Annotated in this window: 17 protein-coding genes and 1 CRISPR repeat array; all 17 genes read left to right on the forward strand. The window is 41.9% G+C overall.

What is annotated here, in order from left to right; translation table 11 throughout:
- Window positions 1-98: 98 nt before the first annotated feature.
- The 17 genes from SALPA_RS19335 (at window position 99) to SALPA_RS19415 (ending at window position 22,989) form a co-directional block, all read left to right on the forward strand.
- Entirely contained in the window at window positions 99-1,166 is a 1,068-nt protein-coding gene (locus tag SALPA_RS19335; protein ID WP_145097707.1) for an Ldh family oxidoreductase, read from the forward strand.
- A gap of 44 nt (window positions 1,167-1,210) precedes the next feature.
- On the forward strand, window positions 1,211-2,413 hold the full coding sequence (gene preA / locus SALPA_RS19340) for an NAD-dependent dihydropyrimidine dehydrogenase subunit PreA (protein WP_145097710.1): 1,203 nt from the start codon (window positions 1,211-1,213) through the stop codon (window positions 2,411-2,413).
- Between the two features lie 23 nt (window positions 2,414-2,436).
- Entirely contained in the window at window positions 2,437-3,813 is a 1,377-nt protein-coding gene (locus tag SALPA_RS19345) for a dihydroorotase family protein (RefSeq protein ID WP_145097713.1), read from the forward strand.
- A gap of 20 nt (window positions 3,814-3,833) precedes the next feature.
- The gene (gene larA, locus SALPA_RS19350; protein WP_255451437.1) at window positions 3,834-5,105 is read left to right on the forward strand and encodes a nickel-dependent lactate racemase; all 1,272 of its coding nucleotides are present in this window, start codon (window positions 3,834-3,836) and stop codon (window positions 5,103-5,105) included.
- Between the two features lie 35 nt (window positions 5,106-5,140).
- The gene (locus SALPA_RS19355; RefSeq protein WP_222428060.1) at window positions 5,141-5,545 is read left to right on the forward strand and encodes a TSCPD domain-containing protein; all 405 of its coding nucleotides are present in this window, start codon (window positions 5,141-5,143) and stop codon (window positions 5,543-5,545) included.
- A gap of 251 nt (window positions 5,546-5,796) precedes the next feature.
- Window positions 5,797-6,531, forward strand: coding sequence for a CRISPR-associated endoribonuclease Cas6 (gene cas6, locus SALPA_RS19360; protein WP_145097721.1), 735 nt, complete (start codon window positions 5,797-5,799; stop codon window positions 6,529-6,531).
- A 147-nt stretch (window positions 6,532-6,678) separates the two neighbouring features.
- The gene (locus tag SALPA_RS19365; protein ID WP_145097724.1) at window positions 6,679-8,727 is read left to right on the forward strand and encodes a TM1802 family CRISPR-associated protein; all 2,049 of its coding nucleotides are present in this window, start codon (window positions 6,679-6,681) and stop codon (window positions 8,725-8,727) included.
- Window positions 8,728-8,748: 21 nt separating this feature from the next.
- Complete coding sequence (locus SALPA_RS19370; RefSeq protein WP_145097726.1) at window positions 8,749-9,810, forward strand: CRISPR-associated protein; 1,062 nt, start codon at window positions 8,749-8,751, stop codon at window positions 9,808-9,810.
- A 10-nt stretch (window positions 9,811-9,820) separates the two neighbouring features.
- Window positions 9,821-10,588, forward strand: a complete 768-nt coding sequence (gene cas5 / locus SALPA_RS19375) for a CRISPR-associated protein Cas5 (RefSeq protein ID WP_145097729.1) — start codon at window positions 9,821-9,823, stop codon at window positions 10,586-10,588.
- A 19-nt stretch (window positions 10,589-10,607) separates the two neighbouring features.
- Complete coding sequence (cas3, locus tag SALPA_RS19380) at window positions 10,608-13,193, forward strand: CRISPR-associated helicase Cas3' (protein WP_145097732.1); 2,586 nt, start codon at window positions 10,608-10,610, stop codon at window positions 13,191-13,193.
- 27 nt (window positions 13,194-13,220) lie between these two features.
- Window positions 13,221-13,640, forward strand: coding sequence for a nucleotidyltransferase domain-containing protein (locus tag SALPA_RS19385; RefSeq protein WP_145097735.1), 420 nt, complete (start codon window positions 13,221-13,223; stop codon window positions 13,638-13,640).
- Window positions 13,640-14,068 (forward strand): DUF86 domain-containing protein, encoded by a 429-nt coding sequence (locus SALPA_RS19390; RefSeq protein WP_145097738.1) that lies wholly within the window; start codon window positions 13,640-13,642, stop codon window positions 14,066-14,068. Before SALPA_RS19385 ends, SALPA_RS19390 begins: the two co-directional genes overlap by 1 nt.
- 2 nt (window positions 14,069-14,070) lie before the next feature.
- Entirely contained in the window at window positions 14,071-14,571 is a 501-nt protein-coding gene (gene cas4 / locus SALPA_RS19395) for a CRISPR-associated protein Cas4 (RefSeq protein ID WP_145097740.1), read from the forward strand.
- Window positions 14,572-14,595: 24 nt separating this feature from the next.
- Window positions 14,596-15,588 carry a type I-B CRISPR-associated endonuclease Cas1b gene (cas1b, locus tag SALPA_RS19400; RefSeq protein ID WP_145097743.1) on the forward strand — a complete coding sequence of 331 codons (993 nt, stop codon included), beginning with the start codon at window positions 14,596-14,598 and terminating at the stop codon, window positions 15,586-15,588.
- 45 nt (window positions 15,589-15,633) lie between these two features.
- A complete protein-coding gene (cas2, locus tag SALPA_RS19405; RefSeq protein WP_255451438.1) occupies window positions 15,634-15,885 on the forward strand; it encodes a CRISPR-associated endonuclease Cas2 in 252 nt (83 codons plus the stop codon).
- A 185-nt stretch (window positions 15,886-16,070) separates the two neighbouring features.
- Window positions 16,071-20,341: a CRISPR direct-repeat array (repeat unit 30 nt; unit sequence GTTATTAGCCTACCTATGAGGAATTGGAAC).
- A 491-nt stretch (window positions 20,342-20,832) separates the two neighbouring features.
- A complete protein-coding gene (locus SALPA_RS19410; RefSeq protein ID WP_145097749.1) occupies window positions 20,833-22,215 on the forward strand; it encodes a right-handed parallel beta-helix repeat-containing protein in 1,383 nt (460 codons plus the stop codon).
- Between the two features lie 588 nt (window positions 22,216-22,803).
- Window positions 22,804-22,989 (forward strand): hypothetical protein, encoded by a 186-nt coding sequence (locus SALPA_RS19415; RefSeq protein WP_145097752.1) that lies wholly within the window; start codon window positions 22,804-22,806, stop codon window positions 22,987-22,989.
- The last annotated feature ends 64 nt before the right edge of the window (window positions 22,990-23,053 follow it).

Below are 23,053 nucleotides of genomic sequence, written 5' to 3' on the forward strand. Positions count from 1 at the left end.
CTGTTTGGCAGCAAAAGATAGTATACGACGCCGGCGGAGGCAATATTCTTTATATGTTGCTGTCCGTCGCAAAACGAAGGGTATAGGGATGTGGTTCTATGGCAGGGGAAGAGAAAATTGTCCGGGTAGATGCTGAGACGCTAAAAAAATGCTGTGATGCCATATTTGTGGCTGCCGGCATGCGGCAGGCAGAAGCCGGGCGGGTAAGCGACTGTCTTATCCAAGCAGATTTAATGGGAATGAATTCCCATGGCGTGATGCGGGTTCCGGCTTATGTCAGGCGTATCGAGACCGGGGCCACACGCGCCGTCAGTACTATTGAAATTGTGAAAGAATCCGGCACAACCACATTGCTTGACGGCCACAATGGCATGGGGCAGGTCATTGCCACCCAAGCTATGCAGATTTGCCTGGACAAAGCGGAGAAAGACGGTGTCGCTTTTACGGCCGTTCGCGGCAGCAACCACTTTGGCATGGCGCTAACCTATTCGACAATGGCTTTGCCGCACGATATGATCGGCATGGTTTTTACGTCGCCGGCGGCCAAGCTGATGGCGCCATGGGGAGGCGCCGATCCTATTCTGGATAACAATCCGTTCTCGTTTGCAGTACCGTCAGGTGAGGAATACCCAGTGGTATTGGATATGGCAACAACCGTTGTTTCCCGGGGAAAAATTGCCGTGGCGGCTAAAAAGGGAGAAAAGATTCCTCTGGAGTGGGCTATGACAGCGGACGGGCTGCCGACCAATGATCCGCAGGCGGCTTTCAACGGGATACTGCTGCCGACAGGCGGTTATAAAGGTTACGGACTGACGGTTATTGTCGGCATCTTATCTGCCGTGTTATCAGGGGCGGCCATTTTGTCCACGGAAGTGACTGATTTTTATAACGATGTCAAACGACCGCAGAATATAGGGCATCTTTTTGGCGCTATTAAAATTGACCGGTTTTGCGAGCCCGGGATATTTAAAGCCAGAATGGATGAAATGATCAGGGAAATAAAGAACTGCCGGCTGGCGCCGGGGTCAGAACATATTTACCTTCCCGGTGAACGTGAATATGTTGCGGCGTCAGAAAACCAGGCTAAGGGAATACCGCTGGCGGTGACCGTGCTTGCCGACTTAAACTGCCTGGCCCAAAAGTACGGTATACGGCCCTCTCTGTGAGTAAGCTGCGTATAACAAAAAAATTCTAAAATGAGGTAATAAGCATGAGTCATAAAGTGGATCTAACAACTGATTTTTGTGGAGTGCGGTTTCCTAACCCCTTCATCCTGGCGTCCGGGCCGGTAACGGATACTCCGGAAAAAGTATTGCGTGCCTTTAAAATGGGCTGGGGTGGGGCGATTCTGAAAACTATCTCCATGGAACCGGCAAAGCATGCCCAGGTAACGCCACGATTCAGCCGCGTAAAACAAGGTGCCAGTACGATTGGTTTTACCAATATGGAGCTTAGCAGCACGCACACGCTGGACTGGTGGGTGGAAACAGTAAAGAAAATTAAACGGGAATATCCTGATCATCCAATATTCGCCAGCATCATGCGAACTTCCAAGCGCACGCAGGAAGACTGGGTGACGGCAACCAAGGCTTTTCAGGATGCGGGCATAGATGGCATTGAACTGAATTTTTCCTGTTCCCATGCCTTTCACTTCAGCGGTGGCGGCGCCTCCATCGGCAAAGATCCGGAAGCAACCAAAACGATTGTGGAATGGGTTATGGCTGCTGCCAAAGTGCCGGTAGTGGCAAAACTTACCGTAGCGACATCGTACATTGGCCAAATAGCCAGAACCGCCATACTTGCGGGCGCAAACGGGATTACGGCAATAAACAGTGTTCCCGGGGTGGCAGGCTTTGATCTTGATACATTTACGCCCTCGCCGGCTGTTGACGGGTTTTCTTCCTTTACCGGCTACAGTGGTCCGGCAATAAAACCGATTGGCCTCCGGTGCGTGGGTGAAATCCTGCGGGAGAACTCGGTACCGGTCATGGGCTGCGGTGGAATATCGAATTGGAAAGATGCCGTCGATTACATGCTTATGGGGGCTAAAACGGTGCAGCTTTGTACGGCACCCATGTTGCAGGGCTTTGATATGATCGATGCCCTTACAACCGGCTTGACGGAGTATTTGGCCAAACGCGGCTATACAAGTCCGTTGGAACTGATTGGCGCAGGGTTTCCCAGTTATAGGGACCATCATTTATTATCCCGTGACTATACAGTTGTCGCCCAAGTTAACCGGGAAAAATGCAAAAAGTGCCGGGAGTGTTATCTTGCCTGCCGTGACAGCGCCAATGAAGCCATTGCCTGGACAGAAGCCGGGCCGGAAATCGAGCAAGAAAAATGCATTGGCTGCTCGCTCTGTCAGCAAGTGTGCCGGCAGCCGGGCTGCGTTAGCATGGAACGAGTATAATAATACTTTGGTAAGGTGATAGCATGGATAAAAAAATGGATGTTGTCTTGCAAAATGTCCAGGTGGTCGGCGTAACCGGCATTGCAGCAAAAAACGTCGGCGTCGCTGACGGACGGATAGCGGTGATTGCAGAACCGTCATCCCACCTGTCAGGTGAGCGGCTGATTGAGGGGAAAGGACTTTTCCTGCTGCCGGGACTGATCGACACTCATATGCATGTCCGGGGGCCGGCTTTCAGTCAGCGGGAAGATTTTTTCAGCGGAACCGCAGCCGCGGCGGCCGGCGGTATTACCACGGTTCTGGAAATGCCGGTCAGCAAGCCGCCCACCTATTCGGTGGAGGTTTTACAAAACAGGCTTGCCTGTGCGGGCAGGCAGGCCCTGGTTGATTTTGCTTTTTACGGTGCGGCCGGCAAAGATAATGTGCAAGAGATTGCGGCTTTGGCCAAAGCCGGTGTTATCGGGTTTAAGACCTTCACCCAAAGTGCTCCGGCAGGCAGGGAACAGGAATTTCGGGGGTTGTGCGCCCCCAGTTCCGCCGATTTATATGAGGTGTTTGCTGAGATCGGGAAAACCGGTTTGATTGCCGCTGTTCATGCTGAGGAAGATTCACTGATTGGGTATTTTGCCGGAAAAGATGACGATCCGTATTCGTTTGGCCGGCCGCCGGTCGTAGAACTTGAGGCTGTTGCCCGGTCGCTGGTATTGGCAAGGACGGCGGGTGCACGTCTGGCAATATGCCACACAAGCCTGCCCGAATCTGTGGAGCTTGTCGACAGCGCCCGGGGCTTAGGGCAGGAAGTGTACATGGAGACTTGTCTTCACTACCTGGTAGCTTCACACGAGGAAGTGAAAAAGGTCGGTCCCTTTGCAAAAATAAAACCGCCGCTGCGTGACAAAGAACGGGCGGCAAAGTTGTATCAAATGTATTGCCGCGGAAAATTGGATTATCTCGGCAGCGACCACGCGCCATTTACCAAAGAAGAAAAGCTGGCCGAGCGGACGCCGGACGGGTTGGCAGCAACTGAACTTACTCTCCCGCTATTACTGGCAAGAGTCAAAAAAGGGGAAGTAACCCTGGAACGAATCGTAGAGACCTGTTGTCACAATCCTGCCAGAGTCTTTGGATTGTATCCGCGCAAAGGAGCAATCGCCGTTGGGGCCGACGCCGACTTGGTCCTGCTGGATTTAAGCAAATCAACGCAGGTCCGGCTTGACTGTCTGAAAACCAGGGCTAAAGCCTGCGCTACGATTTACGAAGGCTGGGAAACCGGCGGTGAGATCGTGCTGACGATGGTGCGGGGGCAGGCTGTGATAGAGCGGGGCGAAATAACCGGCAAGCCGGGCTGGGGTCAGTTTATCCGGCCGGAACCTGTGAGCAGTGCTTTACAAGTCATGTAGAGAGGAAAGATGTGAGTAGGATGTGGAAAACGCTGGAGATACCGTGGTGCAAGGGAAAAAGGCATTTTAAGATAGCCGAACAGGCATTGGCTTGGGTGGCTACGCCCAGAAACTATCCTGGCGTTAGCGACGAGCAGGGAGAAATCCTACGGGCCATCAGAACACCGGTTGGCAGTCTGCCGCTGCGAGAACTGGTTGCAAACGCTAAAGGGAAAAAAACCGCTATACTTGTTGATGATGCTACCCGGGTTACGCCGGTGCAAACAATCCTGCCTATTCTGCTGGACGAACTCAATGTGGCCGGCGTGCCTGACCAGCAGATTAAAGTTATACTGGCTCTCGGCAGCCACCGTTTTATGACCCCGGCAGAAATTCGCAGTCGGCTTGGGCCTTGCACCGAACGGGTGGAGGCAATTAACCATGCCTACAACGATCCGGCCCAACTGGTCAGGTTGGGAACGACCACAGCCGGAACACCGATCATTGTCAGCCGGGTGTATTATGAAAGTGATATCAGTATCGGGATCAGCAATATTATCCCCCATTTCATCGCCGGGTGGTCGGGCGGCGCCAAGATAGTCCAGCCGGGTGTTTCCGGAGAGGAGACGACTGCCCGCATTCATCTCAATGGCAGTCTGTCCTGGCCAGCCATCCTGGGGAATCCGGAAAATCCGATAAGGCATGAGATGGAAGAAGTAGCCCGGCTGTCCGGGTTAAAGATGGTAATCAATACTGTCCTGAATCTGGAGGAGAAGATTGTTAAGGTTATTGCGGGCGATATAGTGTTAGCGCACCGTGAAGCTGTCAGACACGCGCGGGAAATTTATGAGTTTCCGATCAGTGAACAACCGGATATTGTGATAGCCGGCTCATATCCGGCCAATAAGGACTTCTGGCAGGCCGACAAGGCTCTGGCCGCAGCCGCATTAATGGTCAAGCCCGGGGGGACGGTCATATTGGCTGCACCCTGTGTTGAAGGCATCAGCCCGGAGCATCCGGTATTACTGGAACTGGGAGACTGCCCGCCGCGCGAAGTATACGAACGGGCGGCCGGCGGCGAATTTCAGGACCCGATCGGAGTAACGGCTCATATAAAAATCGGTGTGATGCGCGAAATGGCCAATGTGATTTTGGTTTCGCAGGGAGTTTCCCGGGTGGATACTGTGCGCATGGGACTTCAGTATGCTCCTGACATTGACAGTGCGATTGCAATGGCACAGGCCAGACACGGGACAACGGCAAGAGTCGGGGTTATCACGCACGGGGCCGACATAGCGCCGGTACTCCGGTAATACCGGACAAAAGACAAGGGCAAAGACAAGGGACGGTGGTACGTGCGATATTCATTTCAGTAAATTATGATCAGCACGGCATATGCGAGGTTTTCACCAACACCGGCCGGGCAGGCGGCTGCCCGGCGCAATCTGAGGCTACGGCCAGGCTGGTCTCAATTGCATTACGCTCCGGCATGGACGTAAATTCTATAATTGATCAGTTAAAAGGAATACGGTGCCATTCCACAATCAGGCAAAATGACTTGAAGGTATTATCCTGTCCTGATGCTATTGGCAAGGTTATCGAAAAAGTAATGAAATACCAAAATGGCGAGAAAGTTGAAGTTGATAATAGCTGCAGCGTATCCAGCAATGCCTGTCCTGAATGCGGTAAGGCGCTTGAATATGAAAGCGACTGTGTAATTTGTAGGAGTTGCGGGTTGAGTAAGTGCGGGTGAGAAGAGACGAGAGTGGAAACAGACAGTATAACCAAAAAGAGTTCAAGCGGGTGACTGCTTGAACTCTTTTTGCTGCTCAAACACGTTTTGGTTCTTTGCCGTTACGTAGCTCTAATAAAAGTAAATATTAAACAGCTTAAGGAAGATTTTGTCTTTAGCTTAAAGGTTTTTAGCAAAAAGGGGCAAATATATAGCTATAATGGAATTTTTTGTGAAAAAATAATTTAGTTATTGTTAAAGGATTAAATTGTATGAATATTACTGTCGTTATGAAACCCCACCAGAATGTAATTTTACCGGTTGATTATAATCATATCGTGCAAAGTGCTATATATAACGCAATTGGTAATAGTATGTCATCTTTTCTGCATGAGCAAGGGTTTGTTGCCAATGGTCGTGTATTTAGGCTATTTTGTTTTTCGCGGCTTATGGGGCTTTTCCATATGGACAGGCCGACCTGCAAGATAATTTTCCCAGCAAATATACAACTGGTAATTGTTTCCCCAGTGAGTGACTTTGTTCAGTCATTGGCTAATGGTTTATTGCAGCAGGGTGAAATGCGGTTAGGTGCTAATGCTGTTGTGATTGAAAGCATTAGTGCGCAGTCGATTAAAGTGGAACATACCAATGTGGTTGTGAAAACTTTATCGCCGGTTGTAGTGTATTCTACCATGCTACGATCGGATGGCCGGAAATATACGGTTTATTTTCAGCCAGGTGATCCTGATTATGATACGCTTATTACCGCTAATCTGCAAAAAAAATATAAAGCATTTTATGGGCAAGAAGCCCCAGCAGGGCAAGTAAAGGTCAGTTCGCGGGGGATGGTAAAAATGAATGTGCTTCAGTATAAGGGAACGGTAATTAAAGGCTATTCCGGCATATTGCAATTGACTGGACCACAGGAATTATTGCAAATCGCGGTGGATTGTGGTTTGGGCAGTAAAAATTCGCAAGGGATGGGGTGCCTGCGGGTGCAAAGGTAAAACCACGCCGGTAGGGCGTGGTTTTTGGGGGGATTCCTTATAGGGAGGCTAAAGATACGAGAACCTAATAGTTTCAATATTAATATAGTGTAAATAATTAGTAAGACTATTGCGATTATAATATAAAAATGTTGGGAGGTGGAATTTTTGAATTTAACTCAAATTACAAATCATATTGGCTCAATGCTGCCGCAGGAAGATAACTTACCGTTTGCTGAATTGCCTAAAGTTAAACATGAAAAAGGAGAGGTCGCTTGTTCGATTAAACTGGTCTTTGATTTAAGTAAGAAACAGATGTACTTTAAATTTCATTCTAAAAATAAGACTAAACAGGAACTATACTATTTTGGAACTAATCGGGGAGCATCGGGGCAGATATTTCTAGTACGTGCATTGAAAGATGTTAAATATTTATTAGGTACTACATTGAGCGATTTATTTTTGGAATTACAAAAACAGGCGATGCAAGCTAGTGAGATATACAAAATTATGGAATTATTACAGGAAGCTGGATTGTATTTTCAGGCATCTAAAACTAGAGAGGGTTTTTTAGCAGAGGATAAGTGGTACGAGTTTCATGGAGAAAAAGTGGTTTTTAATCGAGCGAAAGGTAGCTTTATAATTTCTGAACAAGAAATATCTATTGAGAAAATGATTAGGGATTCACAAGAACTTAATCCAAGGGAAAAGATTGTGGTAATTGTGCCAAGTGTGATTTTTGCGGATGGTTCTGAAATATTACTAAATGAACATCCTGACTATCATAAATTAGTGCTAAAATCTCTGAATCTGGAAATAGATGAGTCTAATACGGTAGATTTACGAACATGCCATCTTTGTCGACAGAAAGTACCTCAAGTTGCTAGCGATACATATTTGGCAAAACTATCTCGGAGCGGAATAAATAAAATATTTACTACTACGACAGTCAATGCAGCAAAAGATATTAAAAAATCTGGCTATGACGATACATACGCAATTTGTCAGCCATGTTACAGTAATCTCCGCCGGGGGGAAAGCTATATTGCTACTACACTTTCAGGGCGTCTTGCTGGCGAAAATGTATTTATTCTTCCAGAAGGTTTGCAACAACCTTTCGAAACCTATGAAGAATTCCCAAAAGTAAAGAAAGCGGTAGATTTGGTATTTGATGCAAAAGATTGGTATGACAAAACAGTATTGGAAACAGAGGAACAGAGATTTACGGGTGGTTATACTATAAATTTGGTCTTTTACCGTACCGACGGAAATTCAATTAGTATAATGGATGCAATAGAAGATGTGCCAACATTACGCTTGGTGGAAGTTATGGAGCGGTTTGGAATATGGAAGGAAAGGATGAGGGAACAGACAAAACTGGGTATAAGTTTGGGAAAAGTTTATCGCATTATTCCGGTACGTTCTAATAAAAAGGGCGAGCAATTGAATATACAACGGGTATTGGATGTATATAAAGCCCTTTTATTAAAACAATTGCTTAGTCCTCGACTATTATTTCAATATGCGATGGAAGCAATAGATAATGGCCTTTCACAAATTCAGCGGCAAAACCGGGATATTTATCGCAACCTGCCCTATTATGCAAAAGGAAGCGAAGATTTTTATGTACGTGATATATTAATGAATCATCTTGCACTCATGCAGGTAGTGCAAGAGACCGGAGAGTTGCAGACACCCATTTTTAAAAAGGATGTGAAGGTAATGGAGCAGGTATTTCAAAATGAAAAAATAGAAGAATCTATTCGACGTATGGAGCAATTTATACAAGAACAAGGATTTAATAGAGAAGCTAGAGGGTTGTTTTATTTAGGTGCATTGCTGCATCGAGTGGCGTTAGCGCAATATAGTAAGGGCCACAAAAGTAAACCTATTTTGAAAAAAATTAACTTTCAGGGAATGAAACCGCAGGATATGCAGCGTTTAATAGCAGACTTGATGGAAAAGCTTATACAATACCGGCGTATGACAGCTTTTACTGATGCGTTGATGAGCAAATATTTTGCGTACTATGGTTTGATAAGGGATAATTCTGTGGCGGAATTGAATGAATTGCAGAATGTGTTCTTTTTGTTATCAGGATACTCCTATATGGTAGGAAGCAAGGTACCTGATGCAAATAGAGAAGAAATAAAGGCTCAGCAAAGCATAATGTCTGAAGATGAGGTTGAATTTCAAATAGAAGAGTCAAATGAATAGTATGAGAGGAGAGAAAATACAATGGTAGTAAAAAGCAATCGGGATTTTCTGTTTTTATTTGAAGCTACTATGACTTCACCAAACGGGGACCCTGACCAGGAAAATAAGCCGCGTATGGATTATGAAACAAATACCCTTTTGGTAAGTGATGCGAGACGTAAGCGCGATGTTCGGGACTTTATTAAGACTAAAGGATATCAAATTTTTGTTGATACTTTAGCGGAAAATAAAGTATCAATGGAGACAATGTTTGAGGCCGTAATTAGCAATTTTTTGAAAAATAAAGATAAAATGGATAAGCTTTTGAATAAATATACAATTTTGCGTGAATTGGCTAAAGCAGCTGAGTTGGTCATTGATGACTTAGTCCAATATATCATGGGAAGAAAAGAGATACTAAAGAAAAGTAAAAAGAAAAGTGAACTAATTAAATTTAACAATGAGTTATTAACGGCCATTATTAAAGAAACTTTAATTGATATTCGTTGGTTTGGCAGTGCTATGGCAGTAGAAGGTCTATCAAGGACGTACACTGGGCCGATACAGTTAACCTGGGGATATTCCCTACACCCAGTAGAATTAGTACAATCAAGCACTATTACCTCTATTATGAATGACGACAATTCAACATTTGGGAAAAAGTATAAAGTTTATTATGCATTGACAACTCATTATGGTACTGTAAGCAAGCATAATGCTGAAAAAACTGGAATGACGGAATCAGATTTGGAGGTATTTCGTAAGGCATTAGTACAAGGGCTGATGAGTAATCAAACGGATAGCAAGCAGGGACAATCACCATTATTATATCTAGAAATCGTTTATAAACCAGAGTTTGATGGATATTTAGGAGACTTGCGGCGATTTATCAAGGTTGAATATGAAGAAAATCGACCTATTCGCAATATGAGTGATTTACAAGTGAATTTTGAACCTTTGAATCAAGTTTTAGGGAAAATAGCGGACAAGTATGAAAAAGTGTTACTATGGAAGCATCCGGCTTTAGCAGAAGGGGCAATTAATAATCTGCCTAAACAAGTAGAAGCGTTGGATTTATTAGAATTTATCCCGCGCCAGATGTAGGAGGAGGGTTATGGATATTATTTCCTTCCACCTGAAGGGGAAAATGGGACATTTTCGACGTTTTTATTCCAATTCTTCAGCGCTAACATATTCTATTCCACCACGGACGACAATTTGTGGCCTATTAGCTGGAATATTAGGAATGGAACGGGATAGTTATTATGATTTATTTTCTATAGATAATTGTGATATTGCTGTGGCCTTACGCAGTCCAATAAAGAAACAAATACACAAATTGAACTTATTGATGGTTAAATCCGACAATGACCTTAACGGGTCGCAAGAATTTCATTCGCAAACACCGACAGAGATGATTTTGCCAGCCAATATCCGTACTGATGTGCTGCACTATCAAATCTGGGTACATCATAGGCAAAAGGCAATTATGAATACTCTTCATGCAGTATTAGGGCAAGGGCATTATGGATATGGATCACTGTTTACGCCTGTCAGTTTAGGGTTGGCTTATCATTTAGGATGGTTAGAATATGATGGAATATTATCAGGAAAGGAATATTGCAGTGAAGCTGCTTGCGAATTGGATTCGGTAGTGCCTGTTAAAATGTTAAAAACAATTTGTTTTGATAACGTAACACATAAGAATATCGGATATCGGTTAATTCGGGAGGAGTTACCAATGGAGTTTGATAAAGATCGGCGACTGACTCCTAACGGTATGGGTGACGTAATCATTAACCTTACGTCTGCGCGTATTAAAGCGCAAGTCAGTAGACATGTTGAATTGACGAATAATCATCGGGTTATGTGGCTGCAATAAAGAGGGAGTGAGAAGAGGAATGACAGAACACTATGCCCATTATGATAAAAAAACCGGTAATAAACAACAAATACATATTCATTTAATGAATCCGGCGGAGCTAGTGGTAGCAGCTATTCCTGCTTCGGTTCATTTTCCAAAAATATCTCATACCGAGCTACAGGAAATTGCCCAGTGGATATATTTGCTACATGATTTTGGTAAATATACTGACTATTTTCAAGATTATATAATGAAAGAGATTATTTCTGCTGATAAAGGCCATTCATATATTTCCGCATGCCTAGTTTACACATTTTTATTAAAGCATTATGAAATTAATACTTACCAAGAAGCAATGAAAGTATTTGTAGCCTTTATCTGTGTTTTACGGCATCATTTACCGTTACAGGTGACAGGAATTTTGAATCAGCAGGCTCAATCTGATCAGGAGCAATTAAAGCGACAAGCTGTCCAGATACAGAATAAACTATCTGACATTTTTGCGGAAGCGCACTGGGACCAATATATAGGCAAATATACCATGCAAGAATTATTAAACGTACAAAATTTATTTGATAATGAGAAACTGTTTTGGAATATGCCTACCCAAATGACTGTAAAACGGCACTATACAAGCTATTGGTATTTCCCACTCATTTTTCTTTTTTCACTGTTGATTGATATGGATAAAATTGATTCAGCCGGATTAAAACGTAGTCAGATAACAGCAACAGAACCCGAGAGGGTTGTTTCCTACCTACAAGAAAAAAATAACGGACGACAATCTGAGTTGATTGCACAACGTGAAACAGCTCGAAAAACAATTATTAGCACAATTGATAATCTGACAGACAAACAGGTAAAGGAGCAGCGGTTTTTTACTTTAACAGCTCCAACAGGTGTCGGGAAAACATTAGCATCATTACAGGCAGCACTTAAATTGCAAAAACGTATTGCACAGTTAGAAGGATATATTCCAAAGCTTATTACAGCAATACCGTTTATTAATATCATTGAACAAACCCGCAATGACTATGAAGCGATTTTTTCAGATGGACTTGTCGTACATCATCGACTAACAGATTTTACTGAACAAAAGATTAATAGAAACCAGGAAGATATATCTGTAGACAAGCAACTGATGTTAGTGGAATCCTGGGAAGGAAAGGCGGTTTTAACTACTTTCGTTCAGCTGTTTCACTCATTATTGACAGGAGCCAATCGTCCTTTGAAGAAAATTAACAAACTGGCAGGCAGTGTAGTGATTCTGGATGAGATTCAATCGATTGCACATGAAAAAATGTCTTTGATTGGAGCTGTGCTGCAAAAGGTTGCAGAGTTTTATGGTACCAGATTTATTCTAATGACAGCAACCCGACCAATGCTGTTAGAACAAGGAACAAAACTGATAAAGCTATTTGATCAACAAGCTAGAGTTGAAGCGGATATGCCAGTAACTTGGGCATCATCGGCGCAAGATAAGCTATTTGATCAACAAGCTAGAGTTGAAGCGCCAGCACCGGTAGAACTTTTAACAGATTATCCAAGTTATTTTGTAGCATTGACGCGTACACAGTTTAGGCCTTGGTTAGAAGCCAAAATGGATACGGTTACATTTTGTAACTTTGTGTTGGAAAAAATGCAAGAATGGAGACTAGAAAATAAAGAATATGCTTACTTGCCAAAAGCTCCTTCTGTATTAGTCGTAGTCAATACGATTCAGCGGAGCATAGACGTGTTTAAACAACTCATGGAAATGCGTAAAGAGAAAAAATTTATATGCAAGCCGGTTCTGGTATGTCTCTCAACGAACCTTATACCTAAACATCGCCGACGTATCATTAATTTTGTACACAAATGTTTAAAAAAGGACAAGCCGATTATTTTGATTTCAACACAGACTATTGAAGCAGGGGTGGATTTGGATTTTGCTATGGGATTTCGCGATTTAGCGCCACTATCTTCGCTTATTCAAACTGCCGGACGAATTAATCGGGAAGGCAGGAGAGGAAAACTTTGTCCGTTATATATTGTACATTTGGAAAAAGACTGCTCTCATGTTTATAGTACGAGTGAAATGAGCGCAACTAAAGATTTACTAAAAGAACAGATAAACGAATCTGAATATCAGCTGTTAGTAGCTTCCTATTATCGAAAAATTGATGCTGAAAATGGGTTGGATAGCACGATTAAAGATATATGGGAATTAGGAGTATTAGGGCTTAATTTTGAGGAATTAAAAAAATTTAGTTTAATTGAATCTATAGGTGAAGTTGTGGATGTCTTTATTGAGTACGATAAAGAGGCAACATTAATTATGTTGGCATATCGTGAATTATTGAAAAAGGGGAATAATATTAACTGGACTGCTATTTATAAGATTCTTCCCAATGTTGAGGTAGAGTCAGATATGTCTGAATTCATCCGGCGTTCGTTGTTGCGACTAGTTGGTGCAAAACTCAGTGACTACATGATACAGATCAGGGGAAAAAGAATTCAAGTTAATCGGCCATTTGATTTTGATGGAGATTCCAGTCTGTATTGGGTACCAAAAAGTGAACTAGGCCTTTATTATAGTGTGCGTACAGGATATAAAGCAGAGCAACAAGTATTTTTATATTAAATGTCAAACACGTGGAGTTGATGGACAATGCAGGAAAAATTAAAAAGGCTTTACCAATTCCTAACTTCCTATGACCAAATCAGCTCTGTATGGTTGTTTGGTTCAGTAGTCAAAGGTACGAACCGCGAAAACAGTGATATTGATATCGCCGTTTTATTTCAACAAGGAATCTCGCCTCAGACCCGTTTTGATATGCGGTTAGAACTGATGTCTTGTGCTGAAGAAATTACCGGGCGACGAGTTGATGTGATTGATATGGAGGCCGCACCCTTGTTTTTGCAACACCAGATACGAAAAACAGGAAAGTTAGTTATTGAGAAAGATAGAAAAAGACGGATAGAATTTGATGTAAAATCACGGCGGGAATACTTTGACTTTCAACCGGTATTGGCGTATCGGACAAAGGCCTTTTTACAAAAATGCGGCGTTAAAGGTGGCGGTGATTAATGGTCGATCAGGCAGTTGTTGAACGAAAGCTGATGTTGCTAGCAGAATATGTACAAGACCTTAAAGAAATTCAGCAGATTACTTTTGAGGAATTCACGAGCGACAAGCGGCTGCGGCGTTATGTGGAAAGAACATTGCATGTGGCCTTGGAGGCTTGCTTCGATATTGGCAGTCATTGGATTTCCGATCAAGGCTGGCGGGAACCGTCAACTTATCGGGAAATTGTCATAGTGCTTGCTGAAAACGGAATTTTTACGATGGAACAAGCCGGTACTTATCAAAAGATGGCTCAATTTCGAAATTTATTGGTTCATGATTACGCAAAAATCGAACCGGAAATTTTATTGAATATTCTTCGACGTAATGTAGTGGATTTGGAGATTTTTGTGCAGCGGTTTGAACAACTTTTACATAATGGAGCAAACTGATCATGGCAGATATAGAAGTAGGCGGTACTCTCATCTGGTATTACTATATCTGTCCACGTGAAGCTTGGCTTATGGGACATCATATAGTGCCTGACCAGGAGAATGATAATGTCTCTGTAGGGCGCTACATCGGTGAAAACTCTTATCGGCGGGAGAAAAAAGAAATTGTTGTCGGTGGCAGTAAAATTGATGTTATTCACATGGAAGAAGGACAAATGATTATCGGTGAAATCAAAAAAAGTTCTAAATATCGTAAAAGTGCTCGTATGCAATTGGCTTTTTATTTGAGTGAATTGAAAGAACGGGGAATCAATGCCCATGGTGAGCTGAGGTTTCCTAAAGAAAAAGTACGGGAAGATGTTATCCTGGATGAAACAACTGAGAATGAGTTAATCCAGGCCCAAAAAGAAATTCTTCGGATTTTGTATTTGGATACTCCACCGTTTCCTAAGAAAATTTCTTTTTGCAAAAACTGTGCTTATGCTGAATATTGCTGGTGTTGATTCCTATTGCAGGAGGGTAGTAATGTGAAAAAAACTCTGTATTTCTTTTCTAATGGCGAAATTCATCGTAAAGATAATACCCTGTGTTTTGAAAATGCAGAAGGTCGACGGTTCTTGCCGGTAGAAGATGTAGGTGAGATTATGGTGTTTGGTGAAGTGAATTTCAACAAAAAGCTGTTGGAGTTTTTATCGCAAAAAGAAGTGATTTTGCACTACTTCAACCATTATGGCTATTATATGGGTACCTTTTATCCGCGGGAGCATTTGAATTCAGGTCATGCCATTTTAAGACAGGCAGAACATTATTTAGATGATTCTAAACGTCTGGATATTGCAAAACAGTTTGTTTATGGAGCTGCCAAAAATATTCGTCAGGTTTTGAAGTATTATGTAAATCGTGGCAAGCAAGTTAACAAGGTATTAGAAAATATAGAGTCTTTATTAAGTGATATTGAAATAAGTGAAACCATCCCGGTGTTAATGGCAGTTGAGGGAAATATTCGGCAACAATATTACCAGGCTTTTGATGAAATTATCGGTGATGATGATTTTTGTTTTCAGGAAAGAACTCGCAGACCACCAAAAAATTATTTGAATACGTTGATTAGTTTTGGTAATTCACTGGTATATTCAATATGTTTGAGCGAAATATACAAGACACATTTAGACCCAAGGATAGGATATCTTCACAGCACCAATTTTCGAAGATTTACACTGAATCTAGATGTAGCAGAAATTTTTAAACCTATTATCGTTGATCGAATTATTTTTACCTGTCTTGGACGCAAAATGATTACTAAAAATGATTTTGAACGAGATACGGAAGGAATTGTACTAAAAGAAAAAGCGAAGAAATGTTTTGTTGAAGAACTGGAAAACAAACTAAAGACTACGATTAATCATCGAGAAATTGGCCGTTCTGTTTCCTATCGTCGACTGATTCGGTTGGAAGTATATAAATTAGAAAAGCATCTTTTTGGAGAAAAAGATTATGAACCGTTTATTGCAAATTGGTAAAAATATTTTGTTGAGTCGACAGAAGGTGAGAAATTGTTTATTATATTGGTATATGATGTAAATGAAAAGCGTGTAAACAAAGTTCTGAAAAAATGTCGCCAGTATTTGAACTGGGTGCAGAATTCCGTTCTTGAAGGTGAAATTTCTGATGCAAATTATAAAAAATTGACTATGGAATTAGAACGAATTATTAATAAGGAAGAAGACTCGGTAATTATTTATAATATGCGTACGACTCGCTATTATAAGCGGGAAATTCTCGGTATGGAGCGTTCGAGTATTAGCACCATCATCTGAGAGCTTCGTCGTCGATAATTGGTTTGGTAAAAAAATAGGGAGATCGACGACAAGATAAATTTTGATAAACGTAGATTTAATAAGGGGCTTGAGTAGGAGTAATATACGAGAAACACTATTTGATGAATTTGCTGCTAAATGTTGCTAGCCCTTGAGGTAATTGGATTTTATTGTTTTTAGAACGGGTTATTAGCCTACCTATGAGGAATTGGAACCTTGTTGGTGTCCAAAGCGACAGATAACCTTCGGTTAAGTTATTAGCCTACCTATGAGGAATTGGAACCTATTTTGTGTTTTTGGAAAGGACATTTCTATATGTGTTATTAGCCTACCTATGAGGAATTGGAACCAAAGAATCAACAATTTATAGAGATTTCGCAGACAGGTTATTAGCCTACCTATGAGGAATTGGAACTAAATCGTTTCAATAGCTTTTATTTGCATTAATATCGTTATTAGCCTACCTATGAGGAATTGGAACATTTTATTCCGCTTCCTTTGCATCGGTGTTCGAATGGTTATTAGCCTACCTATGAGGAATTGGAACTTTCCACCCACAGTGGTATAGTAGGCAATAAAAAGGTTATTAGCCTACCTATGAGGAATTGGAACTGTATTAATAGACAACGGGCAATCTTGTTGCGAATCGTTATTAGCCTACCTATGAGGAATTGGAACAATTACCCTCCCATAAATCCCCAGTTCTCCGGTCTGGTTATTAGCCTACCTATGAGGAATTGGAACTGGATAAGGAGCGACAACCATGAAAAACGTTGAAATGTTATTAGCCTACCTATGAGGAATTGGAACCGGTTAAAGGCCCTCGTCATGGCAGTAAAGACCAACGTTATTAGCCTACCTATGAGGAATTGGAACTAAGTTCGCCTGCTATAACACGAATCCATAGCTTTTGTTATTAGCCTACCTATGAGGAATTGGAACAAAATAAATACTATGCTTGACGATGAGAAACAAGCTGCGTTATTAGCCTACCTATGAGGAATTGGAACTCGGAGGCAATAAATGATACACGAAAACAATAAATTCGTTATTAGCCTACCTATGAGGAATTGGAACACTTTTTATTTGCGTCACCTCGTAAGGCAAGATGATGTTATTAGCCTACCTATGAGGAATTGGAACTGATACTATTGCTACAAATAGAGATAGTGTACAAAGTTATTAGCCTACCTATGAGGAATTGGAACATGGCAATCGGTACTGAGTGGATGGCATACGAAACGGTTATTAGCCTACCTATGAGGAATTGGAACATATTATTTGCAATCATATCAGCAGCGTGCAGGGCCGTTATTAGCCTACCTATGAGGAATTGGAACTGGAACTTCAAGGGCGGCGGCGATTAAAACCGGGCGTTATTAGCCTACCTATGAGGAATTGGAACGCGTTCTGCCCGCCTTGATGAGCGGGTGTTGGCGCGTTATTAGCCTACCTATGAGGAATTGGAACTCAGGTTCACTACGCCCAATACCGACACTAGGATCAGGTTATTAGCCTACCTATGAGGAATTGGAACATAAACCAGAACGCCGGACCACCTTTAAACCCGATGTTATTAGCCTACCTATGAGGAATTGGAACCTGTTCATTGCATGCCACCCGCTACCACCCCTATTGTGTTATTAGCCTACCTATGAGGAATTGGAACTTGTTTGGCTTAATACTGCCAGCACGTCATTATTAGTTATTAGCCTACCTATGAGGAATTGGAACTTCCTCCTCAAAAGTTTCTTTTAAAATAGCTTTGCGTTATTAGCCTACCTATGAGGAATTGGAACTTAGGAACTAAATACCGGTATAGATCCATCGGAGTTGTTATTAGCCTACCTATGAGGAATTGGAACTGATATACTTGATACGTATATAGGAGAATGATTAAAGTTATTAGCCTACCTATGAGGAATTGGAACTTATCATTGGAATGGCAACGCATGGCGAAAAGTGCATGTTATTAGCCTACCTATGAGGAATTGGAACTAAAAAATAGTTTCGGACATGCCAAAAAGACAGGATGTTATTAGCCTACCTATGAGGAATTGGAACCTGATTTATCGACAAATACCAAGTACAAGGTATTGAAGTTATTAGCCTACCTATGAGGAATTGGAACAAGATAAGAGAATTATGGCTGGCTTGCGATAGTAAGAAGTTATTAGCCTACCTATGAGGAATTGGAACAGAGGTGGTTGTATGTTAGGAGAAAACCTTAAATACGTTATTAGCCTACCTATGAGGAATTGGAACGGAATAATTTCAGTTTGATTCGCAAAATAAGTATATGTTATTAGCCTACCTATGAGGAATTGGAACGGATCTTTGGCTACAAAGTGGTCAAGCATACGCTCTGTTATTAGCCTACCTATGAGGAATTGGAACTGGCTTTCATCCAGCAGCACCTCCCCGCTCCTTGTCCCGTTATTAGCCTACCTATGAGGAATTGGAACTTTTAAATTTAATCCCAACCTTGACAGCCACAATAAGTTATTAGCCTACCTATGAGGAATTGGAACTGGGTTCCCGCAATACGAGCAGGAAATTACAGCAAAGTTATTAGCCTACCTATGAGGAATTGGAACTTGTCTATTGCCGATGCTCACAAGGTCGAAAAAGCCGTTATTAGCCTACCTATGAGGAATTGGAACTGTTTTAACCCAAACTGATGCACCAGCATGCTTAGTGTTATTAGCCTACCTATGAGGAATTGGAACGTAATACTATCAAGGTAAGCAGAATAGATTGATTTGGTTATTAGCCTACCTATGAGGAATTGGAACTAATTCGCAGACGCAGTAGCCGCCGCGTAAAACCCGGCGTTATTAGCCTACCTATGAGGAATTGGAACTTGTTGACGAATACAATAGTAAATTGGCGGCTACGCGTTATTAGCCTACCTATGAGGAATTGGAACATGATGTAAGCTCACAAGCGAATGGTTTTTCATCTGTTATTAGCCTACCTATGAGGAATTGGAACTCGAATCAACTAACGACAAACGGTCAAAAGAAAAGTGGTTATTAGCCTACCTATGAGGAATTGGAACGCGATTACGGTAGTTATGCTGCTGGATTTAATAATATGTTATTAGCCTACCTATGAGGAATTGGAACTATAAAAAAGGGATGAGTATTGCTTCGCTGGCTACGTTATTAGCCTACCTATGAGGAATTGGAACAGAGTTACGATGATCCGAATATTCAGGGAAAAAACGAAGTTATTAGCCTACCTATGAGGAATTGGAACATGATAATGCAAAGTATGAAGGCACGCAAGATTCAGATGTTATTAGCCTACCTATGAGGAATTGGAACTTAGAAGTATTTGAACGGTGCGGATTAATACCGCATGTTATTAGCCTACCTATGAGGAATTGGAACGAACTACAAAAGGCATGGCAAGCGAAGACGGATAAACGTTATTAGCCTACCTATGAGGAATTGGAACACATAATCCCTGGTAAACTCGGCAATTCCTTCGGCTCGTTATTAGCCTACCTATGAGGAATTGGAACTTGATTATATATCGTGAGCGTTCCGACCTTCGCGCAGTTATTAGCCTACCTATGAGGAATTGGAACTGGAAAATCTCAGGGATGCCGGGGTGCAAAGTCTTGGTTATTAGCCTACCTATGAGGAATTGGAACATGATACATTTCACGTTATTCACCCCCTCTTCTGTCAGTTATTAGCCTACCTATGAGGAATTGGAACTATCCTGGGTCTACGCTGGTCACACATGCAAAACCGTTATTAGCCTACCTATGAGGAATTGGAACTTCCTATGTTGGGTGCATTGAAGGTGGAACACACTCTGTTATTAGCCTACCTATGAGGAATTGGAACCAGCATCATAGCCTCCCTCTACGCCTGTTGCTATTAGGTTATTAGCCTACCTATGAGGAATTGGAACCCTTTCCGCTTCGCGGTCCCCCACATTGCCTGCACCGTTATTAGCCCACCTATGAGGAATTGGAACCTGTTCCTGCGCTAGTTGCTGAACTCGTCAACACTAACGTTATTAGCCTACCTATGAGGAATTGGAACTTGTCCAATCAAGGTCACTGTACCGCGATAAAACCCGTTATTAGCCTACCTATGAGGAATTGGAACGGTGATGGCGGCATTGATGAAGCCATCGTTCGCCTTAGTTATTAGCCTACCTATGAGGAATTGGAATTGACAAACATGGATTGGAACAACAAAAAAACGCCGTGTTATTAGCCTACCTACGAGGAATTGGAACCACTTTGCCCTAGCTGCGTGGAAAAGGCGGCTAAAGTTATTAGCCTACCTATGAGGAATTGAAACACCAGTTATAATGTGTTTGGTCTAGCCGTGCAGGAGGTTATTAGCCTACCTATAAGGAATTGAAACGCTCTAATCCTTCGCCTGCATTGCCTTCCGTTAGCGTTATTAGCCTACCTATGAGGAATTGAAACCTGATTTGATGCTGACTGAAGAAGCAAGGGGACGAACATTTTGCTTCCCTTTTAAAAACAAGGAGTTAGTTTTTAAAAGGGATGAATACTGTGAGTACAATCATCAAAATAAACACACGGCCATTATCACAAGATGCCATGTGTTTTTTGGTGGGAGAATTCGAAATGACAGTACCACCATCCCTGTGAAATATTACATGATAAAAAGCAGTATCCTATTGAACGTATCTGTAAACTTGGAATAGTGAATCGTGCTGCTTACCTGTTGCCAGATAAAGTAAAAAGCGGAAACTCAAAGTGTGAGGTTCCGCTTAAAAGTTTTTTATTATTTTGTGCGGTATGTCTCGTGAATAATAATATTTCCTAACAAATGGACATGTAGAATATGGGATGTTAGTAAACTGCTGTAAAACTCAAAATAAATTCTAAGATTTAAAGAATATACTATAAACATCAAAATAAAGATAATTATAGAAGGAGTGCATTGAATTATGAATAAAAATTCATGCCGGATATGGGCAACAGGGTTAATTATTTCATTGACTACTGGATTCTCTATCTGTAATGCGCAGACAGATACAACTTTTCAACAGACTGTTCAAGAACCGCCACCGTTTTTTGATGGTGCTATGCAAGGGCCGCCGCCGGGAGGGATGCAGCCAACAAAAAATAGTAATACATTCAAAGGGGCTTATGTATTTGACGGTGTAAAAGATAGATTAGTTGGCAAAACAATTGTGGCAACAGAGGGTGATGAGAATACAGTTCTCTTAAAAAATGGAGCCCAATTGACGTTGGAAAGTATGATTTTAAATAAAAGTGGCGATACCACCAGCGGTGATGGCAGTAACTTTAATGGGCAGAATGCAGTCTTTTTAGCTACCGGCAATAGCGCGGCAACGATTAAGAATAGTGAAATCTATTCCAATAGCGAAGGCTCTAATGCAATATTTGCTACTGGTGATCAAACAAAAGTTATCGTTCAAAATGTAAAAATTCATACCCAAAGTAATTCTTCCCGAGGTCTTGATGCGACATATAATGGAACAATCATTGCTGATGATGTTCATATTACAACAGAGGGAGCGCATAGTGCTCCGCTTGCAACGGATCGAGGGGAAGGAACGGTTACGGTAACAAACGCCATATTATCATCAGATGGTGAGGGCAGTCCTTGTATTTATTCAACCGGCAATATTACGGTCAATAATAGTGTTGGGAATGCTGCCGGTAGTGAATGTGCGGTTGTAGAAGGTAAAAACTCCATTACGCTAAATGCTACATCTCTAACAGGAAATGTTAAAAATGGGGTTATGCTGTATCAAAGTTTTTCTGGCGATGCAAATACAGGAATTGCCCGGTTTAATGCCAAAGATTCTACGCTGACAAGCAATGCGACAGGGGCTATGTTTTATGTTACTAATACTCAGGCAGAGGCCACACTGGAAAATACTAAGCTTAATTTCCCAAGTGGCGTGCTGATCAATGTTACAAGTGATAGGTGGGGGAAAGAAAACGCTAATGGAGGCGAGTTCATCTTTACAGGAATTCGGCAAAAACTTGCTGGTGATATTCTTGCTAACAGTATCAGCACGATTACCGTAAATCTTACCCAAAATACTACGCTATGCGGGGCCATAAATAAAGATAAGACTGCTAAAAAGGCTATTTTGAATATGGATGCTAATTCTTCTTGGGATGTAACTGATGATTCTTATGTAACGATTTTTAGCGATGCCGATCAAACTCTCAGCAATATAAAAACCAATGGTCATACCATTTATTATAATGCTAACGAAACTGAGAATAGTTGGCTGAGGGGCGAAACTCATTATTTCGTTGATGGTGGTAAAATTGAACCATTTGTTCCTTAATAAGTATCCACTTCCTAGGGCGTGTGCCTACGTGAATATTTTTGAACCTGGTATAAGGAAAAGCTATGTTTCTTAAAAGGAAACCAATCTTTTTATCTTTATACGCTTGCAATTTATGTAAAAGAGTACTAATATTAGTAATAGGTGGAAATTAAAAAGTAAAGTCGCCGTGTCCCATAGGTGTTGGCGCACCTATAGGCACGAGCAGGTGAACGGACACCTACACGTAACAGCGAACTGTCCACGACGACAATCTTATTATACCCGGTTGCTGGCTGAATTACAAGTTTTGACAATTGGGGTGTAATGATTGGCGCGAAAGGCAGATGGCTGTGCGACTGCATGCAATATTCAATGGTATCATATCTTGTTACAGGTTTGGCAGGACACGCTGACGGGTTCTGTTATTTAGGTTGCTTCCTGTAGCTTGATGCTGTTGCAAAGATCGATTTGGATCGCATGTGTAGGGTAGAAATAACCTGCATATGTGATCCTTTTTAATTTCCTCCTGTAAAATTCCCATTCATGGGTGATTACAGGAGGGCATAGAGGCCTCCAGATAAAATAAGGAGGGGTGGGTTTTGATTTATGAATATCAGAAACCTGGATGTTAAGAAACAAGAGACTGAGCTATATAATGAAATTTGGAAACTATCTGAAGAGCTTGATCGGCTGTATCAAGAGGGGAAAGATACAACGGACACTAGCCAGAGATTTGGGGAGGTATTGGACGAATTTTTGTTATTCAGGCAGCAGGAGGCAAAGACCCGCTAGTTAAAGTCAAACCCTAAACCACAGGTGGATAGTAGGGATGCTTCTCTTTGGCAACTTTATCAAG

It is taken from the genome of Sporomusa sp. KB1, assembly GCF_007830295.1.
Lineage (GTDB): Bacteria > Bacillota > Negativicutes > Sporomusales > Sporomusaceae > Sporomusa.

What these genes read in the sequence shown, in the direction of transcription:
- cas3 (WP_145097732.1), top strand. Translation starts at nt 10,608, where the DNA reads ATGACAGAACACTATGCCCATTATGATAAAAAAACCGGTAATAAACAA.
- SALPA_RS19390 (WP_145097738.1), top strand. Translation starts at nt 13,640, where the DNA reads ATGGTCGATCAGGCAGTTGTTGAACGAAAGCTGATGTTGCTAGCAGAA.
- SALPA_RS19410 (WP_145097749.1), top strand. Translation starts at nt 20,833, where the DNA reads ATGAATAAAAATTCATGCCGGATATGGGCAACAGGGTTAATTATTTCA.
- cas6 (WP_145097721.1), top strand. Translation starts at nt 5,797, where the DNA reads ATGAATATTACTGTCGTTATGAAACCCCACCAGAATGTAATTTTACCG.
- cas4 (WP_145097740.1), top strand. Translation starts at nt 14,071, where the DNA reads ATGGCAGATATAGAAGTAGGCGGTACTCTCATCTGGTATTACTATATC.
- SALPA_RS19370 (WP_145097726.1), top strand. Translation starts at nt 8,749, where the DNA reads ATGGTAGTAAAAAGCAATCGGGATTTTCTGTTTTTATTTGAAGCTACT.
- preA (WP_145097710.1), top strand. Translation starts at nt 1,211, where the DNA reads ATGAGTCATAAAGTGGATCTAACAACTGATTTTTGTGGAGTGCGGTTT.
- SALPA_RS19345 (WP_145097713.1), top strand. Translation starts at nt 2,437, where the DNA reads ATGGATAAAAAAATGGATGTTGTCTTGCAAAATGTCCAGGTGGTCGGC.
- SALPA_RS19415 (WP_145097752.1), top strand. Translation starts at nt 22,804, where the DNA reads ATGAATATCAGAAACCTGGATGTTAAGAAACAAGAGACTGAGCTATAT.
- cas5 (WP_145097729.1), top strand. Translation starts at nt 9,821, where the DNA reads ATGGATATTATTTCCTTCCACCTGAAGGGGAAAATGGGACATTTTCGA.
- SALPA_RS19385 (WP_145097735.1), top strand. Translation starts at nt 13,221, where the DNA reads ATGCAGGAAAAATTAAAAAGGCTTTACCAATTCCTAACTTCCTATGAC.
- SALPA_RS19335 (WP_145097707.1), top strand. Translation starts at nt 99, where the DNA reads ATGGCAGGGGAAGAGAAAATTGTCCGGGTAGATGCTGAGACGCTAAAA.
- larA (WP_255451437.1), top strand. Translation starts at nt 3,834, where the DNA reads ATGTGGAAAACGCTGGAGATACCGTGGTGCAAGGGAAAAAGGCATTTT.